A 17,155-nucleotide genomic window follows, 5' to 3' on the forward strand; every position below is an offset into this window, starting at 1 on the left:
TTTTAGTGGCCGATCAGGCAACTGCGCAAGAATTCGACATCCTGGTACTCGGTGGCGGCAGCGGCGGATACGCTGCAGCGCTGCGTGCGGTACAGCTCGGCCTCACTGTCGGCCTCGTGGAGAAGGGCAAGCTGGGCGGCACCTGCCTCCACAACGGCTGCATCCCCACCAAGGCCCTGCTGCACTCCGCAGAGCTGGCCGACCACGCCCGTGATTCCGCCAAGTACGGCGTGAACGTCACCCTCGACGGCATCGACATCAACGCCGTCAACGCGTACAAGGACGGCATCATCGCCGGCAAGTACAAGGGCCTGCAGGGTCTCATCAAGTCCAAGGGCATCACCGTCATCGAGGGTGAAGGCAAGCTCCAGGGCACCGACACCGTCGTGGTGAACGGCACCGCCTACAAGGGCAAGAACATCGTCCTGGCCACCGGCTCCTACTCGCGCACCCTTCCGGGCCTCGAAATCGGCGGCAAGGTCATCACCTCCGACCAGGCGCTGACCATGGACTACATCCCCAAGAGCGCCATCATCCTGGGCGGCGGCGTCATCGGCGTCGAATTCGCCTCGGTCTGGAAGTCGTTCGGCGTGGACGTCACCATCGTTGAAGGCCTGCCCTCCCTCGTTCCCAACGAGGACGCCACCATCATCAAGAACTTCGAGCGTGCCTTCAAGAAGCGCGGCATCAAGTTCTCCACCGGCGTCTTCTTCCAGGGCGTGGAGCAGAACGACGACGGCGTCAAGGTCACCCTGGTGGACGGCAAGACGTTCGAAGCAGACCTGCTGCTCGTCGCCGTCGGCCGCGGCCCCGTCACGGCCAACCTGGGCTACGAGGAAGCCGGCGTCACCATCGACCGCGGCTTCGTCATCACCAACGAGCGCCTCCACACCGGCGTCGGCAACATCTACGCCGTCGGCGACATCGTCCCCGGCGTGCAGCTGGCCCACCGCGGCTACCAGCAGGGCATCTTCGTGGCCGAGGAAATCGCCGGCCTGAAGCCTGTTGTGGTCGAGGACATCAACATCCCCAAGGTCACCTACTCCGAGCCCGAAATCGCCACCGTTGGCTACACCGAGAAGGCTGCCAAGGAAAAGTTCGGCGACGACCAGGTCCAGACCCAGGAATACAACCTGGCCGGCAACGGCAAGAGCTCCATCCTGGGCACCTCCGGCCTGGTCAAGCTGGTCCGCCAGAAGGACGGCCCCGTGGTGGGCGTCCACATGATCGGCGCCCGCATGGGCGAGCAGGTGGGCGAGGCCCAGCTGATCGTGAACTGGGAAGCATACCCCGAGGATGTGGCGCAGTTGCTGCACGCCCACCCCACCCAGAACGAAGCCCTCGGCGAAGCGCACCTGGCGCTGGCCGGCAAGCCGCTGCACGGCTAGTTCCCACCAGCATTACCAGGCCTGGTGCACCCGGTCGCGCAGACCGGGTGCACTAGGCTTCCAACAAGGCAGCAATCATTCGCACTAAAGATCAATAAGGAGAACGGGGACGACATGTCTGAATCCGTTAACTTGCCCGCCCTCGGTGAGAGTGTCACCGAAGGAACCGTCACCCGCTGGCTTAAGCAGGTAGGTGACCGGGTAGAGGTGGACGAGCCGCTGCTCGAAGTCTCCACCGACAAAGTAGACACTGAAATCCCCTCTCCTGTAGCTGGCGTGATTGAAGAAATCCTGGTCGCTGAAGATGAGACCGCCGAGGTAGGCGCACCGCTGGTGCGCATCGGTGACGGCTCCGGCGGCGGTTCCGCCCCGGCCGAAGAAGCTCCCGCGGCCGCTCCGGCACAGGAGGCTCCCGCACAGGAAGCCCCCGCTGAAGCAGCGCCCGCACAGGAAGCACCTGCCCAGGAAGCGCCCGCCCAGGAAGCTCCGGCTGCCGGCGGCGAAAGCCACGAAGTAACCCTCCCCGCACTGGGTGAGAGCGTCACCGAAGGCACCGTCACCCGCTGGCTCAAGGCCGTAGGCGACTCCGTCGAGGTCGACGAGCCCCTGCTCGAGGTTTCCACCGACAAGGTTGACACCGAGATCCCCTCCCCCGTTGCCGGCACGCTGCAGGAAATCCGGGTCAACGAGGACGAGACCGCCGAGGTTGGTTCCGTACTTGCCGTTATCGGCTCCGGCGCCCCCGCTGCCGCTGCCTCGGCTCCGCAGGCTGCGCCCGCAGCTCCCCAGCAGGAAGCCCCCAAGCAGGAAGCTCCCAATCAGGAGGCCCCCAAGCAGGAGACTCCCGCTCCGGCGGCAGCACCGGCCCCCGCCGCAGCTCCGGCGCCCGCCCCGCAGGCTGCCCCGGCAGCCCAGGAAGCCGCGCCGGCCGCGGGTTCTGAATCCGGCTACGTCACTCCCCTGGTCCGCAAGCTGGCAAACCAGCACGGCGTGGACATTTCCTCGCTGTCCGGCACCGGTGTCGGCGGCCGCATCCGCAAGCAGGACGTCATTGCCGCCGCCGAAGCCAAGGCCGCTCCCGCAGCGGCTCCGGCTGCAGCCGCTGCCGCTTCTGCCCCGGCCGCGTCGGGTGCAGCTGCCTCATCGCTGCGCGGAACCACCCAGAAGGCTCCCCGCATCCGCCAGGTCATCGCCCGCCGCATGCGCGAGTCCCTCGAGGTCTCCACGCAGCTCACGCAGGTGCACGAAGTGGACATGACCAAGGTCGCCAAGCTGCGCGCCCGTGCCAAGAACTCCTTCCAGGCACAGAACGGCACCAAGCTGACCTTCCTGCCCTTCATCGCCAAGGCAGTGGCCGAGGCCCTGAAGCAGCACCCCAAGCTCAACGCTGCATACGACGAAGACAAGCAGGAAATCACCTACCACAACGCCGAGCACCTGGCGATCGCCGTCGACACTGACAAGGGCCTGCTGGTTCCGGTCATCTCCGACGCCGGCAACCTGAACCTCGCCGGACTGGCCGGCAAGATCGCCGACGTTGCTTCGCGTACCCGCGATGGCAAGATCGGTCCGGACGAACTGTCCGGTGGCACCTTCAGCATCACCAACATCGGTTCGGTGGGCGCCCTGTTCGACACCCCGATCATCAACCAGCCTCAGGTGGGCATCCTGGGCACCGGCGCCATCGTCAAGCGCCCCGTTGTGGTTGCTGACGAAAACGGTGACGATTCCATCGCCATCCGCTCCATGATGTACCTATCGCTGACCTACGACCACCGCCTGGTGGACGGTGCTGACGCAGGCCGGTTCCTCCAGACCCTGAAGGCACGCCTTGAAGAAGGCGCATTCGAAGCGGATCTGGGACTGTAGCAGCCAGCCACGAACGACGGCGGCGGGTGCCAACGGTGGGATAACCACCGGCGGCGCGCGCCGCCGTCGTTGTTTAACGCGCACCCGGCACAGGTTGGCAGCGTGGCTTTGCTACAGGCTGTAGAACTGACTGGCTAAGCTGGAGCCATGACTATCCTCTTTAACATCCTGGTTTTCCTGCATGTGGTGGGCGCGGCCATGATCGTGGGCTACTGGATCGCCACGATGCGGACCCCCACCGTGCACCCGCGCCAGCGTGATGGCGCCTTCCTGCAGCTGCTCACCGGCATCGCCATGATGGGCATCCTTCCGTTCCTGCCGGACAAGGATCCCAACTACGCCAAGCTGGGCATCAAGTTCGTCATCGCTGTCGTGGTTGCGGTCCTGGCCGTGATCGGAACCCGCAAGGTCAAGAACGGGCAGCCCGTCTCCACCGGGCTCGCCCACGGCGTCGGCGGCCTGGCACTGGTTAATATCGCCATCGCCACCATCTGGCAGTAACCCGCCCACCGGGCACCCGGTCATAATCCTCTGAGAGCGGACAATCCGTGCACCAGAGGGGCCGGGTCCCTAGGATGGGAAACGGTGGGCCCGGCCATGCTGCCGGACCCGGACCGAATCGACGTTGAGGAGAGACATGGCTACAACACGCAACGCCCACACCGTATGGACCGGAAGCCTGACCGAGGGCTCGGGGAACACCACCCTGGACAGCTCCGGCCTGGGCACCTTCGATGTCACCTGGAAGGCGCGCACTGAGGCTGCCGGCGGAAAGACCAGCCCGGAAGAGCTGATCGCCGCTGCCCACTCGGCATGCTTCTCCATGGCCTTCAGCCACGAGCTCAGCCAGGCAGGCTTCACTCCCGAAGAGGTCAACACGAAGTCAGAGGTCGGTTTCCAGCCGGGCACCGGCATCACCGGCAGCCACCTGACCCTCAATGCCCGCATTCCGGGCATCTCTGAAGAAGACTTCCAGCGCATTGCCGAGGCCGCCAAGAAGGGCTGCCCTGTGTCCCAGGCCCTGGCCGGAATCGAGATCACCCTCGACGCCACGCTGCAGTCCTAGGCCGCAAGGCCCCGCACAACGCCAAAGGCCCTGCCCCTCCGGAATTCCGGAAGGGCAGGGCCTTTGTTGTTGCCGGTGAGGTCAGCCGTCGTGCCGGCGCGCCGGCAGCGGAGCAGGCAACAGTTTCCGGTAGCCCGAGCGGGCCGGAGGCCGGTCAGTGGGCAGTTCCTGGATCATTTCCTTCAGTGCACCGATGCCGTACTCCAGCTGGGGATCCCGTCCGGCAGCATAGGCGTGCGGCGGGTAAGTCACCTCGATGTCCGGATCGACGCCGTAGTTTTCCACGCTCCAGCCCACGCCGCCGCTGAACCAGTTCGCGTAGCGGGGCTGCGTGACGCCGGTGCCGTCCGCCAGCGTGAAGCGGTTGTCGATGCCAACAACACCGCCCCAGGTGCGGGTTCCGATCACCGGGCCGATGCCGCGCAGTTTCGAGACCTGGGTGATGATGTCGCCGTCGGACCCGGCAAATTCGTCCGCAAGGATGATCACGGGCCCCCTCGGCGCGTGGTGCGGGTAGGTGCGTGGCTTCTCCCCGCGCGGCATGCTCCATCCCGTCACCTTGCGGCCGATGAGTTCAGCGACAAGCTGCGAGGTGTGTCCCCCACGGTTGCGGCGCACGTCGACGATCAGGCCATCGAACGCGGTTTCCGTGTCCAGGTCCCGGTGCAGCTGGGCCCAGCCGTTGGCCATCATGTCCGGAATGTGCAGGTAGCCGAAGGTTCCGTTCGACGCCTCCCGGACGGTCCGCCGGTTGCCCGCCACCCATTCCTGGTACCGCAGGCGCTCCTCATCCTTGACAGGCACGACGGCGACCCGGCGCTGGGTGCCTTCAGCACCGCCATGCCCGGGCCCGTTGAGAAGGGTAAGCTCCACGGCGCGGCCGGCAGCGACCCCGACCAGCTGCATGGCGGGTGTGATGTTTTCGGACAGCGGGACGCCGTCGACGGCCAGCAGGATGTCCCCCGCCTTGGCGCCGACGCCCGGCCGGGTAAGCGGGGAGGTGGCCAGCGGGTCAGAGGACTCGCCCGCCAGGATGCGGGTGATCTCCCAGCCGCGGGCGGTGTGCGTGAGGTCGGCGCCGAGCCTGCCTTGTCCGCGGCTGCCGCGTTCGGTGACGGCGGCGGGGCGCACGTAGGCGTGGGAGGTTCCCAGTTCGCCGTGCAGTTCCCACAGCAGGTCCACCAGGTCGTCGTGGGACCCCAGCCGTTCCACCAGGGGCCGGTAACGGGTGTGGATGGACTCCCAGTCCTGGCCGGCCATGTCCTCGGTCCAGAAGAAGTCGCGCTGCAGGCGCCAGGCCTCGTCGAAAGCCTGTCCCCAGACGCTCAGCGGATCCATCAGGACACGGATCCGGCCCAGGTCCACCTTGACCACCTTGCCGGATTCCTCATCCGCCTTGGCGTCCGACGGAACCACGGTCACCTGCTTGTCGGCAACGATCACCACTTTGCTGCGGTCGCCGGAGAGGCGGTAGCTGTCCACGGAGTCCACCAGGGTTGCCTGCTTGCGCCGGGCGATGTCGTACCGGACAAGGCTGGGACGGGCGTCCTTGTCCTCCTGGCTGGCCTTTCCGTCGCCGGTGACGCCCGCCAGGACGGAGTCGAGCCAGAGGAGTGCCCCGTCAACGGCCTTCAGCGAGCTGTAGTTGCCCTGCGGCACGGGAACGCCGATCACGCGGTGGGCCAGGCCCTCCGCGTCCACCGTGACGGCAGGCACGGCATTGTCCCCGGCCTCGTCTGCGTCCGTGGATTTTGCGTCCGCGCCGGCGTCCGGTTCCCCGCCCGCGGGATCAACCGAAGGGCCAAAGGGCGACGGCGTCTCAGCCGTCAGTGCCACCAGGTACGGCTTGATGGGGCTGGGGAAGGAAAGGTCGAACGAATGCCCGTCGTACACGGGGTCGAAGCTGCGGTTGGACAGGAAGGCAAGGAATTTGCCGTCCGGCGTGAAGGCCGGGGAGGCGTCGCGGAAGCGGCCGTCGGTGACATCTACGGGTTCGGCGTCGAGCCGGTCCACGGTGGCCAGGCGCAGCCGGCTGCGCGAACCGAAAGAGGTGACAGGCTCCGACCATGCCAGCCAGCGGGAATCGGCGGACCAGGCCAGTTCCGAGATACTGCCTTCCCCGATGCTGGCGACCTGTGTGAGGTCTCCGCTGCGGGTGTCCACGACGAACACGTCACCAAAGGAGGTCCCGAGGGCAACCCAGTGGCCGTTGGGGCTTGCCTCCAGGGAACTGGCCCGGGACGGCGTCGGGACGGTGATGCCTGGCCCCGCCGTGGTTGCCTGGGCGTCAGCCACGGGTGCTGCGGCCTGTGGCGCCACGTCCGCCTGCTGCTCGTCATCGGAGAGAACGTGGACCGTGGCGGCCGCCGGCGCCTCGGCGCCGGACGCCGGAACAGGCTGGGGAAGGCTGACCGCTTCCGCGTCCTCCCCGCCGGTGGCTGCCGCCTCCGCGGAAGCGTTGGCCGCAGCAGTCGGGGTGTTGTTCGGCGCGTCCACCTTCCCGGCAGTGTGCGGGACGGGTGCGGCGATGTCCTTGATCTGCAGTGCTTCCACACCGTCGTGGTCGGCGATGTAGGCGATGCGGCCGTCCCCCAGCGGCCTGGGCAGCCGCCCCCGGACGCCAGGGGTGGCCTCGATGATGCGGGACGGACCGTCCTTGTGCCGCAGCCAGTGGATGGTGCCGTGGGACTCCACCGCACTGGCGGCACCCGCAGTGTCCGGTGCCACCGCGCCCAGGTGCTTGACGGCGTCGAGCAATGCGGGGCGGCGGGTCTGTGAGGCGGAGCCGAGGGTGATGTCGAGCTTGACCGCGTCTGCGGCAAGGCCGTGGAGGACCCAGAGTTCGCCTGCGGATTCGAAGATCACCCGCTTGCCGTCCGTGGCTGCATGCCGGACGTAGAAGTCCTGGTGGTCGGTGTGCCGGCGCAGGTCCTTGCCGCTGGGAAGCACCGAATACAGGTTGCCGTAGCCCTCGTGGTCTGACAGGAAGGCGATCCGGCCCTCCACCCACAGCGGATCAGTGAGGTTGCCGTCGAGGTCCGGCAGCAGGCGTTCGAACTCGCCGTTGCCGTCGCGGTCGATCCACAACTTTCCGGCCGTTCCGCCGCGGTAGCGCTTCCACCACGCCGGCTCACGGGAGAGCACGCTGGCCAGCACTACAGGGCGTTCGTCGCCTACCTCGGGACCGAAGGCAACGGACTCCACCGGCCCGTACGGGAGCTCCTGGGCCCAGCCGCCCTCGAGCGGAACGCTGTAGGCGTGGGTGTGCCGGCTCTCAGCCTGGCGGAAGGCGCTGGTCACCACCACGGAACCACTGGTGGTGAACCCCTTGACCTTGGTGGTGCTGTGGCCAAAGTAGGTGAGCTGCCGGTACCCGCCGCCGTCCACCTGTGCGGACACTACCTCCGGCGCCGTTCCCTGGACTACGGTCCACACCAGGCGCTTGCCGTCCGGGGTGAATCGCGGGTTGCGGGCAGGAAGCTGGAGCGAGGAAACACGCCAGGCGCGGCCGCCGTCCAGGGGCGCGATCCACACGTCATCCTCGGCCACGAAAGTGACCAGATCGCCGTGCAAATGCGGGAAACGGAAGTAGCTCGAAGAGGTCATCGTTCGATCATAGTCAACCCCCACCCGCCCCGCGGGAGATACACAACCCGCGCCGCCGTGGTGAGATGGACCATGCACATCGTCATGGCCGGCGCCTCGGGGCTCATCGGCACTTCCATGTCCGCGGCATTCCGCAATGCCGGCCATTCCGTGGTGACGCTGGTCCGGCGGCCCCCTGCCAGCGCCGCCGAAGTCCGCTGGGACCCTGCGGCCGGCGTCCTGGATCCGGGCGCACTCTCGGGCGCTGACGCCGTCGTCAACCTCTCCGGAGCGGGAATCGGCGACAGGCCATGGACGCGCAGGCGGGTGGAGGAACTCTTCAGTTCCCGCCTGGGACCAACCAGGACCCTGGTGCAGGCAATGGCACGGGCTGATACGCCACCGGCCACCTTCATCAGCCAGTCCGGTTCGGGCTATTACGGCGATGCGGGCAATACGGTGCTGCGGGAAGATGCGGCGGCAGGTGAGGGGACACTCCCGCAAATCTGCATTGAGTGGGAGCAGGCCGCCCTGATGGCGCCGCCGGGAGTGCGGGTGGTAACGCCCCGGACCGGGGTGGTGTTCAGCCGCTCAGGCGGCGCATTGGGTAAGCTGCTTCCGCTGCTGCGCCTGGGCGTGGGCGGACCGTTCGGAAACGGCCGGCAGTTCTGGCCCTGGGTGACACTGCCCGATGTCTCGGCCGCTTTCCTGTTCCTCCTGGGCTCCCCGGTCTCCGGCCCGGTCAACCTCGCCGCCCCTGAACAGGCGGACGTCAATACCATCGTGGCAGCGCTGGCCCACGCGCTGCACCGCCCCGCCATCCTGCGGGTACCTGCCCCCGTGCTGCGCACCGTGATGCCCGGCCTGGGCGAAGAACTGTTGCTGTACAGCCAGCGGATGGAGCCGGCGGTCCTGACCGCCGCAGGGTTCGCGTGGCAGCACGGGCACTTGGCAGATGCTGCCCGCTGGGTGGCTGGAAAGACCAGCGCCGGCTAGCCCTGCCGGGGACTCCGGAGCGGAGTGCCGGTTCACGGGCCCGGAAGGATGTCGGCTACCAGCCACCGGCCCTCCACGGAGACCAGCACCAGCCGAAGCGGCTGCGGCCTGGTGGGTGCCCCCGTGGCGACTACTGTGTCTCCGGCGTCCACCATCCGGTACCCGGAGGTAGCGGATACAGCCCGCACCACGGCATGGGCTTCGGTGCCCCCATCTTCGGCGGCGATCTCGGAAAGCGTGGTGGTGAACCCGGTGAGGCGCTGGCCGGATCCGGCAAACTGGCCGGCGACGCGCTGGTCAGCCGCGGCGGCGGTCGACCCGGGGGCATTCACCTCGGCCAGCAGTTCCACGCCCCCGCTGCTGAAGGCATAGTCGCGAAGCGCCGCCAGCCCCTGCACGGCTTCCACCGGATCAGCTGCTCCGGCCCGCCGCCGTGCGGCGTCCACGGGCAAGGGAAGCCCATTACCGCCGCCTGAATCGGCATCCGCACCCGTACTTGCACTTGCTGACGGCGCAGATGTTGGTGGCAGCCCCTGTGCGGCACCTTTAAGCCACGTGCCATCCCCTGCGGTCGCCGACAGCCACCACGCCACTGCCGCCACCGCGGCAATCAGCGGCATGACGGAGCGCAGCAGCACCCGCCGCGCCTGCCCACCAACGGGCCCGTCCACGTGCTTTCCCTTGGCCGGCGTGGTTGTCGCTGTTGCCGCTCCCGGCCGTGCGGACCAGCGGGATGTGGCCGCCCGGCGTCGCAGGCCCTGGGCTTTCGTTCGCAGTGCGCTGCGCTTTGACCCGGCGGGAACGTGCCGCCGCGTCAACAGCTCAGGCAGGACAGTGGGGTGGACCGCGTCGGAAAGATCCACGGGCTGCGGTTCGGCGCTGCGGTAGACGGCCGTGGCCAGTGCCAGCGCGTCCGGGCGCAGGCGCCGCTCATCGTTCAGGCCTGCTTCCAGGGCAGCCGCGAGGTCTTTGGGAACCCCGGGAACCAACAGGGACAACGGCGGACGGTCGGCCGTGCGTCCCGGCGCTTCACCTGTGAGGCAGTACCACCCAAGGGCAGCCACCGAGTACACATCGCGTTCGGGCTGCAGGCCGGCACGGACCGCGTCCACCGGGGTGGGATCAAGGAATCCGCCCGTTCCCGCGGTGCCGGCGCCGCCCGGGTCCCCGAGCATCCGGGCGACGCCGAGATCGGACAGCATCGGTTTTCCCTGCCCGGTGAAGAGCACGTTTCCGGGCGAGACGTCGGAATGCGTGAAGCCTTTGCCGTGCAGGTACGCCAGGGCCTGGGCGATCGGCGTCAATACCGTGACCGTCTCCCCCACGCTGAGCCTGCCGCGGGCGGACACCAACTGGGCCAGGGAACCGCCGGCAGCATAATCCATGGTCAGTGACGTACCACTGCCCGGTTCCGTCCCCTGGACCGCGTCGCGGGCCCGGATCAGGTGCTCGTGGTCCAGGACTGACAGGATGCGGATCTCCCGCCGCACCTCCTCCTCGGTGATGCCCGGGCTGCAGCGCGTCCCGCTCCCGGCGGCCCGGAAGCACTTGAGTGCGTATTCCTGTCCCGTCCGTTGTTCCCTGGCCAGCCACACGTCCGCGCTGCCGCCGCGGCCCAGCAGCCTGCCGACGTCGTAGCCGGGTACGTCGGGTGCCTGTGCATCGTCCATGGTCCATGTCTAGCCGAGTTCCGTCCGGCCTGCAGAAGTTATCCACAGCCCCCGCGGTTGCAGTCACAAAGAGCAGGGCCGGTGAGCTTGGACACTAAACCGGGCCGGTGCGGCTGCGGGGTCTAAGCTGGATGCCATGACTCTTGAGTTTTCACAGCTGGGTCTTGCCCCCGACTTCGTTGATTACATGGAAGGCTGGGATGCCCAGCGCGAACTCCATGACAAAGTTGTCGCCGGAAGTGCGCCCAGCACAGTTCTTCTTTTGGAGCACGCCGCTGTTTATACGGCCGGCAAGCTTACCGAGGACCACGAGCGGCCCTTTGACGGTACGCCGGTCGTCGCAGTGGACCGCGGCGGCAAACTGACCTGGCACGGTCCCGGCCAGCTGGTTGCCTACCCCATCCTGAAGCTGAAGAACCGCTCCGGGATCAGGGACTACGTGGAGCGGCTGGAAGAAATCATGATCACCGTCATGGCGGACTACGGCATCAAGGCTGAACGCATCAAAGGCCGCGCCGGTGTATGGATCAAGGCCGATTCCAAGGGCCCCGACCGCAAGATCGCGGCCATCGGCATCCGCGTCCTGAACGGCGTCACCATGCACGGCGTCGCCATCAACTGCAGCAACGATCTGGCGCCCTACGGCCAGATCATCGCCTGCGGCATCACTGACGCCGGAGTCACCACCATGTCCCTTGAAACGGGCAGGGAGATCCATCCCGCGGACATCGCGGAGCGGTTCGTGGAGGAATTCCGCAAGCACGAAGAAGCATTGGTTTCGAGCCCTGAAGGAGCTCTACTGTGACATTGGCACCTGAAGGCCGGAAAATGCTGCGGATCGAGCAGCGCAACGCTGCGGTCCCGGTGGAGCGCAAGCCGGAGTGGATCAAGGCCAAGGTCCAGATGGGCCCGGAGTTCGTCGGGCTGAAGAACCTGGTCAAAAAAGAAGGCCTGCACACCGTCTGCGAAGAGGCCGGCTGCCCCAACATCTTCGAATGCTGGGAAGACAAGGAAGCCACCTTCCTGATCGGCGGCTCCGAATGCACCCGCCGCTGCGACTTCTGCCAGATCGACACCGGCAAACCCTCCCCCGTGGACATGTTCGAACCCACCAAGGTGGCCCGCTCCGTACAGTCCATGCAGCTGCGCTACGCCACCGTCACCGGCGTGGCCCGCGACGACCTCGAAGACGAAGGCGTCTGGCTCTACGCCGAAACCGTCCGCAAAATCCACGAACTGAACCCCGGCACCGGCGTGGAACTGCTCATCCCCGACTTCTCCGGCAACCCCGACCACATCAAGGCGATCTGCGACTCCGCCCCCGAAGTCTTCGCGCACAACGTCGAAACCGTGCCCCGGATCTTCAAAAGGATCCGCCCCGCCTTCCGCTACGAACGCTCCCTGGACGTCATCACCCAGGGCCGGAACCTGGGCATGGTCACCAAATCCAACCTCATCCTGGGCATGGGCGAAACCCGCGAAGAAATCAGCGAAGCCCTCCGCGACCTCCACCAGGCCGGCTGCGACCTCATCACCATCACCCAGTACCTGCGCCCCTCCGAACGGCACCTGCCCGTGGACCGCTGGGTCAAACCCCAGGAATTCGTGGACCTCCAGCACGAAGCCGAAGAAATCGGCTTCCTCGGCGTCATGTCCGGACCCCTGGTCCGCTCCTCCTACCGCGCCGGCCGCCTCTGGGCCACCGCCATGCGCAAAAAAGGCCGCGACATCCCCGCCGAACTCGCCCACATCGCCGAAGGCATCCAGGACTCCGGCACCACCCGCCAGGAAGCCAGCACCCTCCTCGCTGCACACTCGTGACGTCTCCTTTGTGAAGTGGCGGGGGCCGGACGCCGGAAGACTCCAGCGTCCGGCCCTTTGGTTTAAGTCACGTAGAATTGAGGCACTATGGCGAAATCCCCTGACTCCAGCAACTCCACCCCGGCGGGCTCAAGCGCGGTGAAGCGCGGCCTGTTCACGCGCAAGCCCAAGGAAGCTAAGGCCAAGAAGCCCAGCAGGCTCAAGCAGATCGGCGAGGTCTTCACCATGACCCGCCGCCACGACCCCATGGTTCCGTGGCTCATGCTGCTGGTGTTCCTCGGTGTTGTGGCCGTGAGCTTCCTGGTGGGTTTCTGGCTGGATAACTGGATTACCGGCCTGATCATCGGCATTCCGCTCGGACTGCTGGCGGCCACCTTCATTCTGTCCCGGCGCGCTGAGCGTGCTGCGTTCGCGCAGATCGAAAACCAGCCCGGAGCTTCGGGCGCTGCCCTGGGCACGCTCCGCCGCGGCTGGATCACCGAAGAGCAGCCCGTGGCCGTCAACCCGCGCACGCAGGATGCCGTGTTCCGCGCCGTAGGCCGTCCCGGCGTCGTCCTTGTCAGCGAGGGCCCCGCCCACCGGGTGAAGCCGCTGCTCGATGCCGAGCGCAAGCGCCTGGCGCGAATCCTGCCCAACGTTCCTGTCCACACCATCCAGACCGGCCGCGGCGAAGGCCAGGTGCCGCTGAGCCAGGTGGCCAAGCAGATGGGCAAGATGAAGAACGAACTGACCAAACTTGAAGTCAGCACGGTATCCAAGCGCATCGCGTCCATGGGCAGCAGGCTTCCCATTCCCAAGGGCATCGACCCCTACAAGGCCCGTCCCAACCGCGGACGCTAGCTGGTTGAACGCTCCGGTACCGGCACTGCCGGCAGCCGGGGCGTTTTTCTTTCTGCCCAAACAGCCGCGCGCAGCCCTCCCATCACATGTGCGGCCAGCGCACCGCCCGACGACAGGACATGACCATGCCCCTCAGGACAACAGTGATCCGCGCCTTCCGCATCCTCGCCGTGGCCGAGGCCTGCAGTTGGGCCGCGCTCCTCGCCGGCATGTATTTCAAATGGATTGCCGGCACCACGGAGCTCGGCGTCCAGGTGGCAGGCCCTGTCCACGGTGCCCTGTTCATCGGTTACGAGGTCGCCGCGCTCATGCTGTGGCGGGTGCAGCGCTGGCCGTTCCTGGTGGCCGTACTGGCAGGTGTCTCGGCGGTCTTCCCGTTCGCCACCCTCCTGTTCGAACGCTGGGCCGGGCGCCGCGGGTACCTCAGCGCTGCCCGCGCAGCGGACGCCCCGGCCCTCGAGTCCAGCCGCGCCTAGCGGGACAGGCACGCCGCAGTGGACTCCGTTGAGCAGGGACTGACGTCACCGCCGCCGCAGGAGGCCGGGACGCCGGGCACGCGCGCGCAGGGACGCAGGCGGGTAATCGCTCTCTTCTCCCTGCTGGGGGCAACCCTGTTCTGGGCCGGCAACTACGTGGTGGGCGCCGGCGCTGTCCACAGCATCGACCCCCTGAGCCTGGTCTTCCTGCGGTGGGCGATCGCACTGGTGCCGCTGCTGCTGATAGCCCAGCTTGTGGAGAAGCCCTGCTGGCGGTCCGTTGCAGCTGCGTGGCCGTGGCTGCTGGCGCTCAGCGTGTGCGGGCTCCTCGGCTACAACCTTCTCCTGTACTTCGCCCTGGAACACACCGATGCGTTCAATGCCTCGCTGATCAACGCGTTCAATCCGGCGCTGATCACGCTGGCGGCCGCAGTGTTCCTGCGCGAGCGGCTCACGCCGATGGCCGTGGCCGGCGTCGTGATGGCGCTGGCCGGCGTCCTCATCGTCATCAGCGGAGGGAATGTGGGCCGGCTGGCCACTGCCGGCTTCGGCACCGGCGAGATGCTAATGGTCGGGGCGGTGGTTGTCTGGACGGCCTACACGGTCATCGGCCGCCTGGCACCCAGGATCCCGCCGATCACAGCCACAGCCGTGCAGGCAGCCGTGGCGGTGGCCCTCCTGGCCCCGGTCCGTTTCACGACGGGCGGCCCGACCTTTCCAGGGACGGGCAGTGCGGTGGCGTCATTGCTCTTCATCGCGATTTTTCCGTCGGTACTGTCCTACGTGCTGTGGAACCGCGCCCTGACGGTCCTGCCGGCGGCCGGTGCCGGCGTGTTCCTCAACCTGATCACTGTCTTCACCGCAGTCCTGACCATTCTGGCCGGACAGGTCCACACAGCCGCGCAGTTTGTGGGCGGCGCCATCGTTGTCGGCGGCGTGATCGTCACTAATGCGCGGGCCTTCCGGCGGAAGCACCCGGCCAGCGCTTAGAGCGGCCCCGGCCATGGGGCGCCGTTGCCCGTCGTGCGCCGTTGTCCCTTGGTGTGCCGTTGCCCGCGGGAGGCCCGAGCCTCAGCGCCGGATGAGGAGCGTATTCATGGCCTTGTCGTGCAGGCCGCGCTGGTCGGGGTCGAAAATGACTGCGGGGATAACCAGGCAGAGGAGCACTGCCCTGACCAGGCCGGCAAGCGGTCCCGGAGTGCCGCCTCCCGGCTTGATCACCGCGATGCCCATGATGCGGTGGCCGATGCTGTAGCCGAGGGTGCCTACCAGCAGGGTCTGTTCAATGGCGAAGACCGCCAGCGTGGCCCAGGAATCGCCGCCAAAGGCAAAGTTGCTGATGAGCAAGGCGATGCCCCAGTCGATCATGATCGCAACGATCCTGCGCCCCGCCCGGGCAATGGAGCCGGGACCGGACTCCGGCAGCCCCAGGCGCTCCCCCGGATACTTTGAGATGCCGGAGGTGTCAGGTCCCGTGAGCCAGGAGCCAATGTCTTTGCGATCTACCACCGTCCAAGTTTACCGACCCCGGGGGCAGCAGGGCGCCCACACTGTGGATGGGGCTCGACCACAGTGTGGACGGACGATAGCGTGGTCATAGCAGGGCATTCTGTAACCTGCCCGAAACAATGCGGACATGGACGGGAAATGCCGGATCCATAGTCTGTTAGAAGTTTCAAGCAATCCCCCGGCAGGTACACGCGACAGGGACAACATGCGTTCTCCCTGATTTTGGATTGCGCTGGATCACATGGCGTGCATGCCAGATATTTACATATGCGTTAGGAGCATAGATGTTCAAGACTGCGGACGAAGTCCTCAAGTTCATCAAGGACGAAGATGTAAAGTTCGTCGATATCCGCTTCACCGACCTTCCGGGTGTCCAGCAGCACTTCAACGTCCCCGCGAAGAGTGTTGACGCTGATTTCTTCGTCAACGGACAGCTCTTCGACGGTTCCTCCATCCGCGGATTCCAGGGCATCGCCGAATCTGACATGCAGCTGATCCCGGACGTCACCACCGCGTTCCTGGACACCTTCCGCATGGAGAAGACCCTCGCGCTGAACTTCTCGATCGTCAACCCGCGCACTGGTGACCCGTACCACCGCGACCCCCGCGGCGTAGCCGAGAAGGCCGAGGCCTACCTGGCCTCCACCGGCATCGCCGACACCGCGTTCTTCGCTCCCGAAGCCGAGTTCTTCGTGTTCGACAACGTCCAGTACCAGTCCTCCCCCGAGGGCAGCTTCTACAAGATCGACTCCGAGGAAGCCCACTGGAACAGCGGCCGCGAGGAAGAAGGCGGCAACCTGGGCTACAAGACCCCCGTCAAGGGCGGTTACTTCCCGGTCTCCCCCACCGACAAGCAGGCTGACCTGCGCGACGCCATGTGCGTTGCCCTGGACGAAGCCGGCCTCGAGGTCGAGCGCAGCCACCACGAAGTTGGATCCGCCGGCCAGGCCGAGATCAACTACAAGTTCACCACCCTGACCCACGCTGCCGATGACCTGCAGAAGTTCAAGTACGTCATCAAGAACACCGCTGACGCCTGGGGCAAGTCCGTGACCTTCATGCCGAAGCCGGTCTTCGGTGACAACGGCTCCGGCATGCACTGCCACCAGTCGCTGTGGAACGGTGGCGAGCCGCTGTTCTACGACGAGAAGGGCTACGCCGGCCTGTCCGACACCGCCCGCTGGTACATCGGCGGCCTGCTGCAGCACTCCTCCGCCGTGCTGGCCTTCACCAACCCGACGGTGAACTCCTACCGCCGCCTGGTCAAGGGCTTCGAAGCCCCGGTCAACATGGTTTACTCGCAGGGCAACCGCTCCGCCGGTATCCGCATCCCCATCACCGGCTCCAACCCCAAGGCCAAGCGCATCGAATTCCGCGCACCGGACCCCTCCTCCAACCCCTACCTGGCCTTCGCTGCCCAGCTGATGGCCGGCATTGACGGCATCCGCAACCGCATCGAGCCCCCGGCTCCGATCGACAAGGACCTCTACGAGCTCCCGGCCGAGGAAGCCAAGGACATCCCCAAGGCTCCGGGCACCCTCGAGGAAGCCCTGGAGGCCCTGCGCGAGGACAACGAGTTCCTGCAGGCCGGCGGCGTCTTCACCCAGGACCTGATCGACACCTGGATCGAGTACAAGTACGAGAACGAGATCCGTCCGCTGTCCCTGCGCCCGAACCCCTACGAGTTCGAGCTCTACTACGGCGTCTAGTCTGCGGCCTGCCCCGCAGGAGCGCTGAAGCAGCAAAGGCGGCCACCGGTTCATCCGGTGGCCGCCTTTTGCGTTGTCCGGGCCGTCAAGGCCGCAGACGGAGACCGTAAGGTGGGGGCCCGCCTCCAGACGTGCTGAGACCGGGAGCCGGACCCCCTGACGAATGCCCCCCGAGACGAAGACTGTCCAGCCTTCCCCCCAACAAGGTTGGAGAACACCGCCATCC

The 17,155-nt window shown here is 66.7% G+C and carries 14 protein-coding genes; 11 read left to right on the top strand and 3 right to left on the bottom strand.

What is annotated here, in order from left to right:
* The first annotated feature begins 5 nt into the window (after positions 1-5).
* The 4 genes from lpdA to MRBLMD1_RS12995 all read left to right on the top strand — a co-directional run bounded on the left by lpdA (position 6) and on the right by MRBLMD1_RS12995 (position 4,323).
* Positions 6-1,388, top strand: a complete 1,383-nt coding sequence (gene lpdA / locus MRBLMD1_RS12980; protein WP_159632198.1) for a dihydrolipoyl dehydrogenase — start codon at positions 6-8, stop codon at positions 1,386-1,388.
* A 114-nt stretch (positions 1,389-1,502) separates the two neighbouring features.
* On the top strand, positions 1,503-3,257 hold the full coding sequence (sucB, locus tag MRBLMD1_RS12985) for a 2-oxoglutarate dehydrogenase, E2 component, dihydrolipoamide succinyltransferase (protein WP_364400190.1): 1,755 nt from the start codon (positions 1,503-1,505) through the stop codon (positions 3,255-3,257).
* A 147-nt stretch (positions 3,258-3,404) separates the two neighbouring features.
* On the top strand, positions 3,405-3,758 hold the full coding sequence (locus MRBLMD1_RS12990; RefSeq protein ID WP_255175169.1) for a hypothetical protein: 354 nt from the start codon (positions 3,405-3,407) through the stop codon (positions 3,756-3,758).
* A 136-nt stretch (positions 3,759-3,894) separates the two neighbouring features.
* On the top strand, positions 3,895-4,323 hold the full coding sequence (locus MRBLMD1_RS12995; RefSeq protein ID WP_175319382.1) for an OsmC family protein: 429 nt from the start codon (positions 3,895-3,897) through the stop codon (positions 4,321-4,323).
* 81 nt (positions 4,324-4,404) lie between these two features.
* Here MRBLMD1_RS12995 and MRBLMD1_RS13000 read toward each other — a convergent pair whose 3' ends face one another.
* A complete protein-coding gene (locus MRBLMD1_RS13000) occupies positions 4,405-7,929 on the bottom strand; it encodes a S41 family peptidase (protein ID WP_364400194.1) in 3,525 nt (1,174 codons plus the stop codon).
* A 72-nt stretch (positions 7,930-8,001) separates the two neighbouring features.
* On the opposite strand from MRBLMD1_RS13000, the gene MRBLMD1_RS13005 reads away from it, so the two are divergent.
* On the top strand, positions 8,002-8,904 hold the full coding sequence (locus MRBLMD1_RS13005) for a TIGR01777 family oxidoreductase (RefSeq protein WP_364400446.1): 903 nt from the start codon (positions 8,002-8,004) through the stop codon (positions 8,902-8,904).
* Between the two features lie 32 nt (positions 8,905-8,936).
* Here the strand turns inward: MRBLMD1_RS13005 and MRBLMD1_RS13010 are convergent, their stop codons facing one another.
* Positions 8,937-10,574, bottom strand: a complete 1,638-nt coding sequence (locus MRBLMD1_RS13010; RefSeq protein WP_364400197.1) for a serine/threonine-protein kinase — start codon at positions 10,572-10,574, stop codon at positions 8,937-8,939.
* A gap of 127 nt (positions 10,575-10,701) precedes the next feature.
* Between MRBLMD1_RS13010 and lipB the strand changes: the two genes are divergently transcribed.
* From lipB to MRBLMD1_RS13035, 5 genes are all read left to right on the top strand, one after another.
* The gene (gene lipB, locus MRBLMD1_RS13015; RefSeq protein ID WP_263422201.1) at positions 10,702-11,379 is read left to right on the top strand and encodes a lipoyl(octanoyl) transferase LipB; all 678 of its coding nucleotides are present in this window, start codon (positions 10,702-10,704) and stop codon (positions 11,377-11,379) included.
* Complete coding sequence (lipA, locus tag MRBLMD1_RS13020) at positions 11,376-12,395, top strand: lipoyl synthase (RefSeq protein ID WP_364400200.1); 1,020 nt, start codon at positions 11,376-11,378, stop codon at positions 12,393-12,395. Before lipB ends, lipA begins: the two co-directional genes overlap by 4 nt.
* 87 nt (positions 12,396-12,482) lie before the next feature.
* Positions 12,483-13,235: a DUF4191 domain-containing protein gene (locus tag MRBLMD1_RS13025; protein ID WP_159632207.1), complete on the top strand. Its 753-nt coding sequence runs from the start codon at positions 12,483-12,485 to the stop codon at positions 13,233-13,235.
* Positions 13,236-13,360: 125 nt separating this feature from the next.
* Complete coding sequence (locus MRBLMD1_RS13030) at positions 13,361-13,711, top strand: DUF3817 domain-containing protein (RefSeq protein WP_364400203.1); 351 nt, start codon at positions 13,361-13,363, stop codon at positions 13,709-13,711.
* Positions 13,712-13,729: 18 nt separating this feature from the next.
* Positions 13,730-14,701: a DMT family transporter gene (locus MRBLMD1_RS13035; RefSeq protein WP_364400206.1), complete on the top strand. Its 972-nt coding sequence runs from the start codon at positions 13,730-13,732 to the stop codon at positions 14,699-14,701.
* A gap of 81 nt (positions 14,702-14,782) precedes the next feature.
* On the opposite strand, the gene MRBLMD1_RS13040 is transcribed toward MRBLMD1_RS13035, so the two are convergent.
* Positions 14,783-15,220: an RDD family protein gene (locus MRBLMD1_RS13040; protein WP_141160826.1), complete on the bottom strand. Its 438-nt coding sequence runs from the start codon at positions 15,218-15,220 to the stop codon at positions 14,783-14,785.
* Positions 15,221-15,504: 284 nt separating this feature from the next.
* Here MRBLMD1_RS13040 and glnA point away from each other — a divergent pair, with 284 nt between their 5' ends.
* A complete protein-coding gene (glnA, locus tag MRBLMD1_RS13045) occupies positions 15,505-16,929 on the top strand; it encodes a type I glutamate--ammonia ligase (RefSeq protein ID WP_159632210.1) in 1,425 nt (474 codons plus the stop codon).
* Positions 16,930-17,155: the final 226 nt, after the last annotated feature.

Origin of the sequence: Pseudarthrobacter sp. LMD1-1-1.1, assembly GCF_040676255.1 — a bacterium.
Classification (GTDB): Bacteria; Actinomycetota; Actinomycetes; order Actinomycetales; family Micrococcaceae; genus Arthrobacter.

Bases quoted from the DNA above. Each gene is read 5' to 3' on its own strand.
- MRBLMD1_RS13010 (WP_364400197.1), bottom strand. From the start codon at position 10,574: ATGGACGATGCACAGGCACCCGACGTACCCGGCTACGACGTCGGCAGG.
- MRBLMD1_RS12995 (WP_175319382.1), top strand. From the start codon at position 3,895: ATGGCTACAACACGCAACGCCCACACCGTATGGACCGGAAGCCTGACC.
- MRBLMD1_RS13025 (WP_159632207.1), top strand. From the start codon at position 12,483: ATGGCGAAATCCCCTGACTCCAGCAACTCCACCCCGGCGGGCTCAAGC.
- glnA (WP_159632210.1), top strand. From the start codon at position 15,505: ATGTTCAAGACTGCGGACGAAGTCCTCAAGTTCATCAAGGACGAAGAT.
- MRBLMD1_RS13030 (WP_364400203.1), top strand. From the start codon at position 13,361: ATGCCCCTCAGGACAACAGTGATCCGCGCCTTCCGCATCCTCGCCGTG.
- MRBLMD1_RS13005 (WP_364400446.1), top strand. From the start codon at position 8,002: ATGCACATCGTCATGGCCGGCGCCTCGGGGCTCATCGGCACTTCCATG.
- MRBLMD1_RS12990 (WP_255175169.1), top strand. From the start codon at position 3,405: ATGACTATCCTCTTTAACATCCTGGTTTTCCTGCATGTGGTGGGCGCG.
- sucB (WP_364400190.1), top strand. From the start codon at position 1,503: ATGTCTGAATCCGTTAACTTGCCCGCCCTCGGTGAGAGTGTCACCGAA.
- MRBLMD1_RS13000 (WP_364400194.1), bottom strand. From the start codon at position 7,929: ATGACCTCTTCGAGCTACTTCCGTTTCCCGCATTTGCACGGCGATCTG.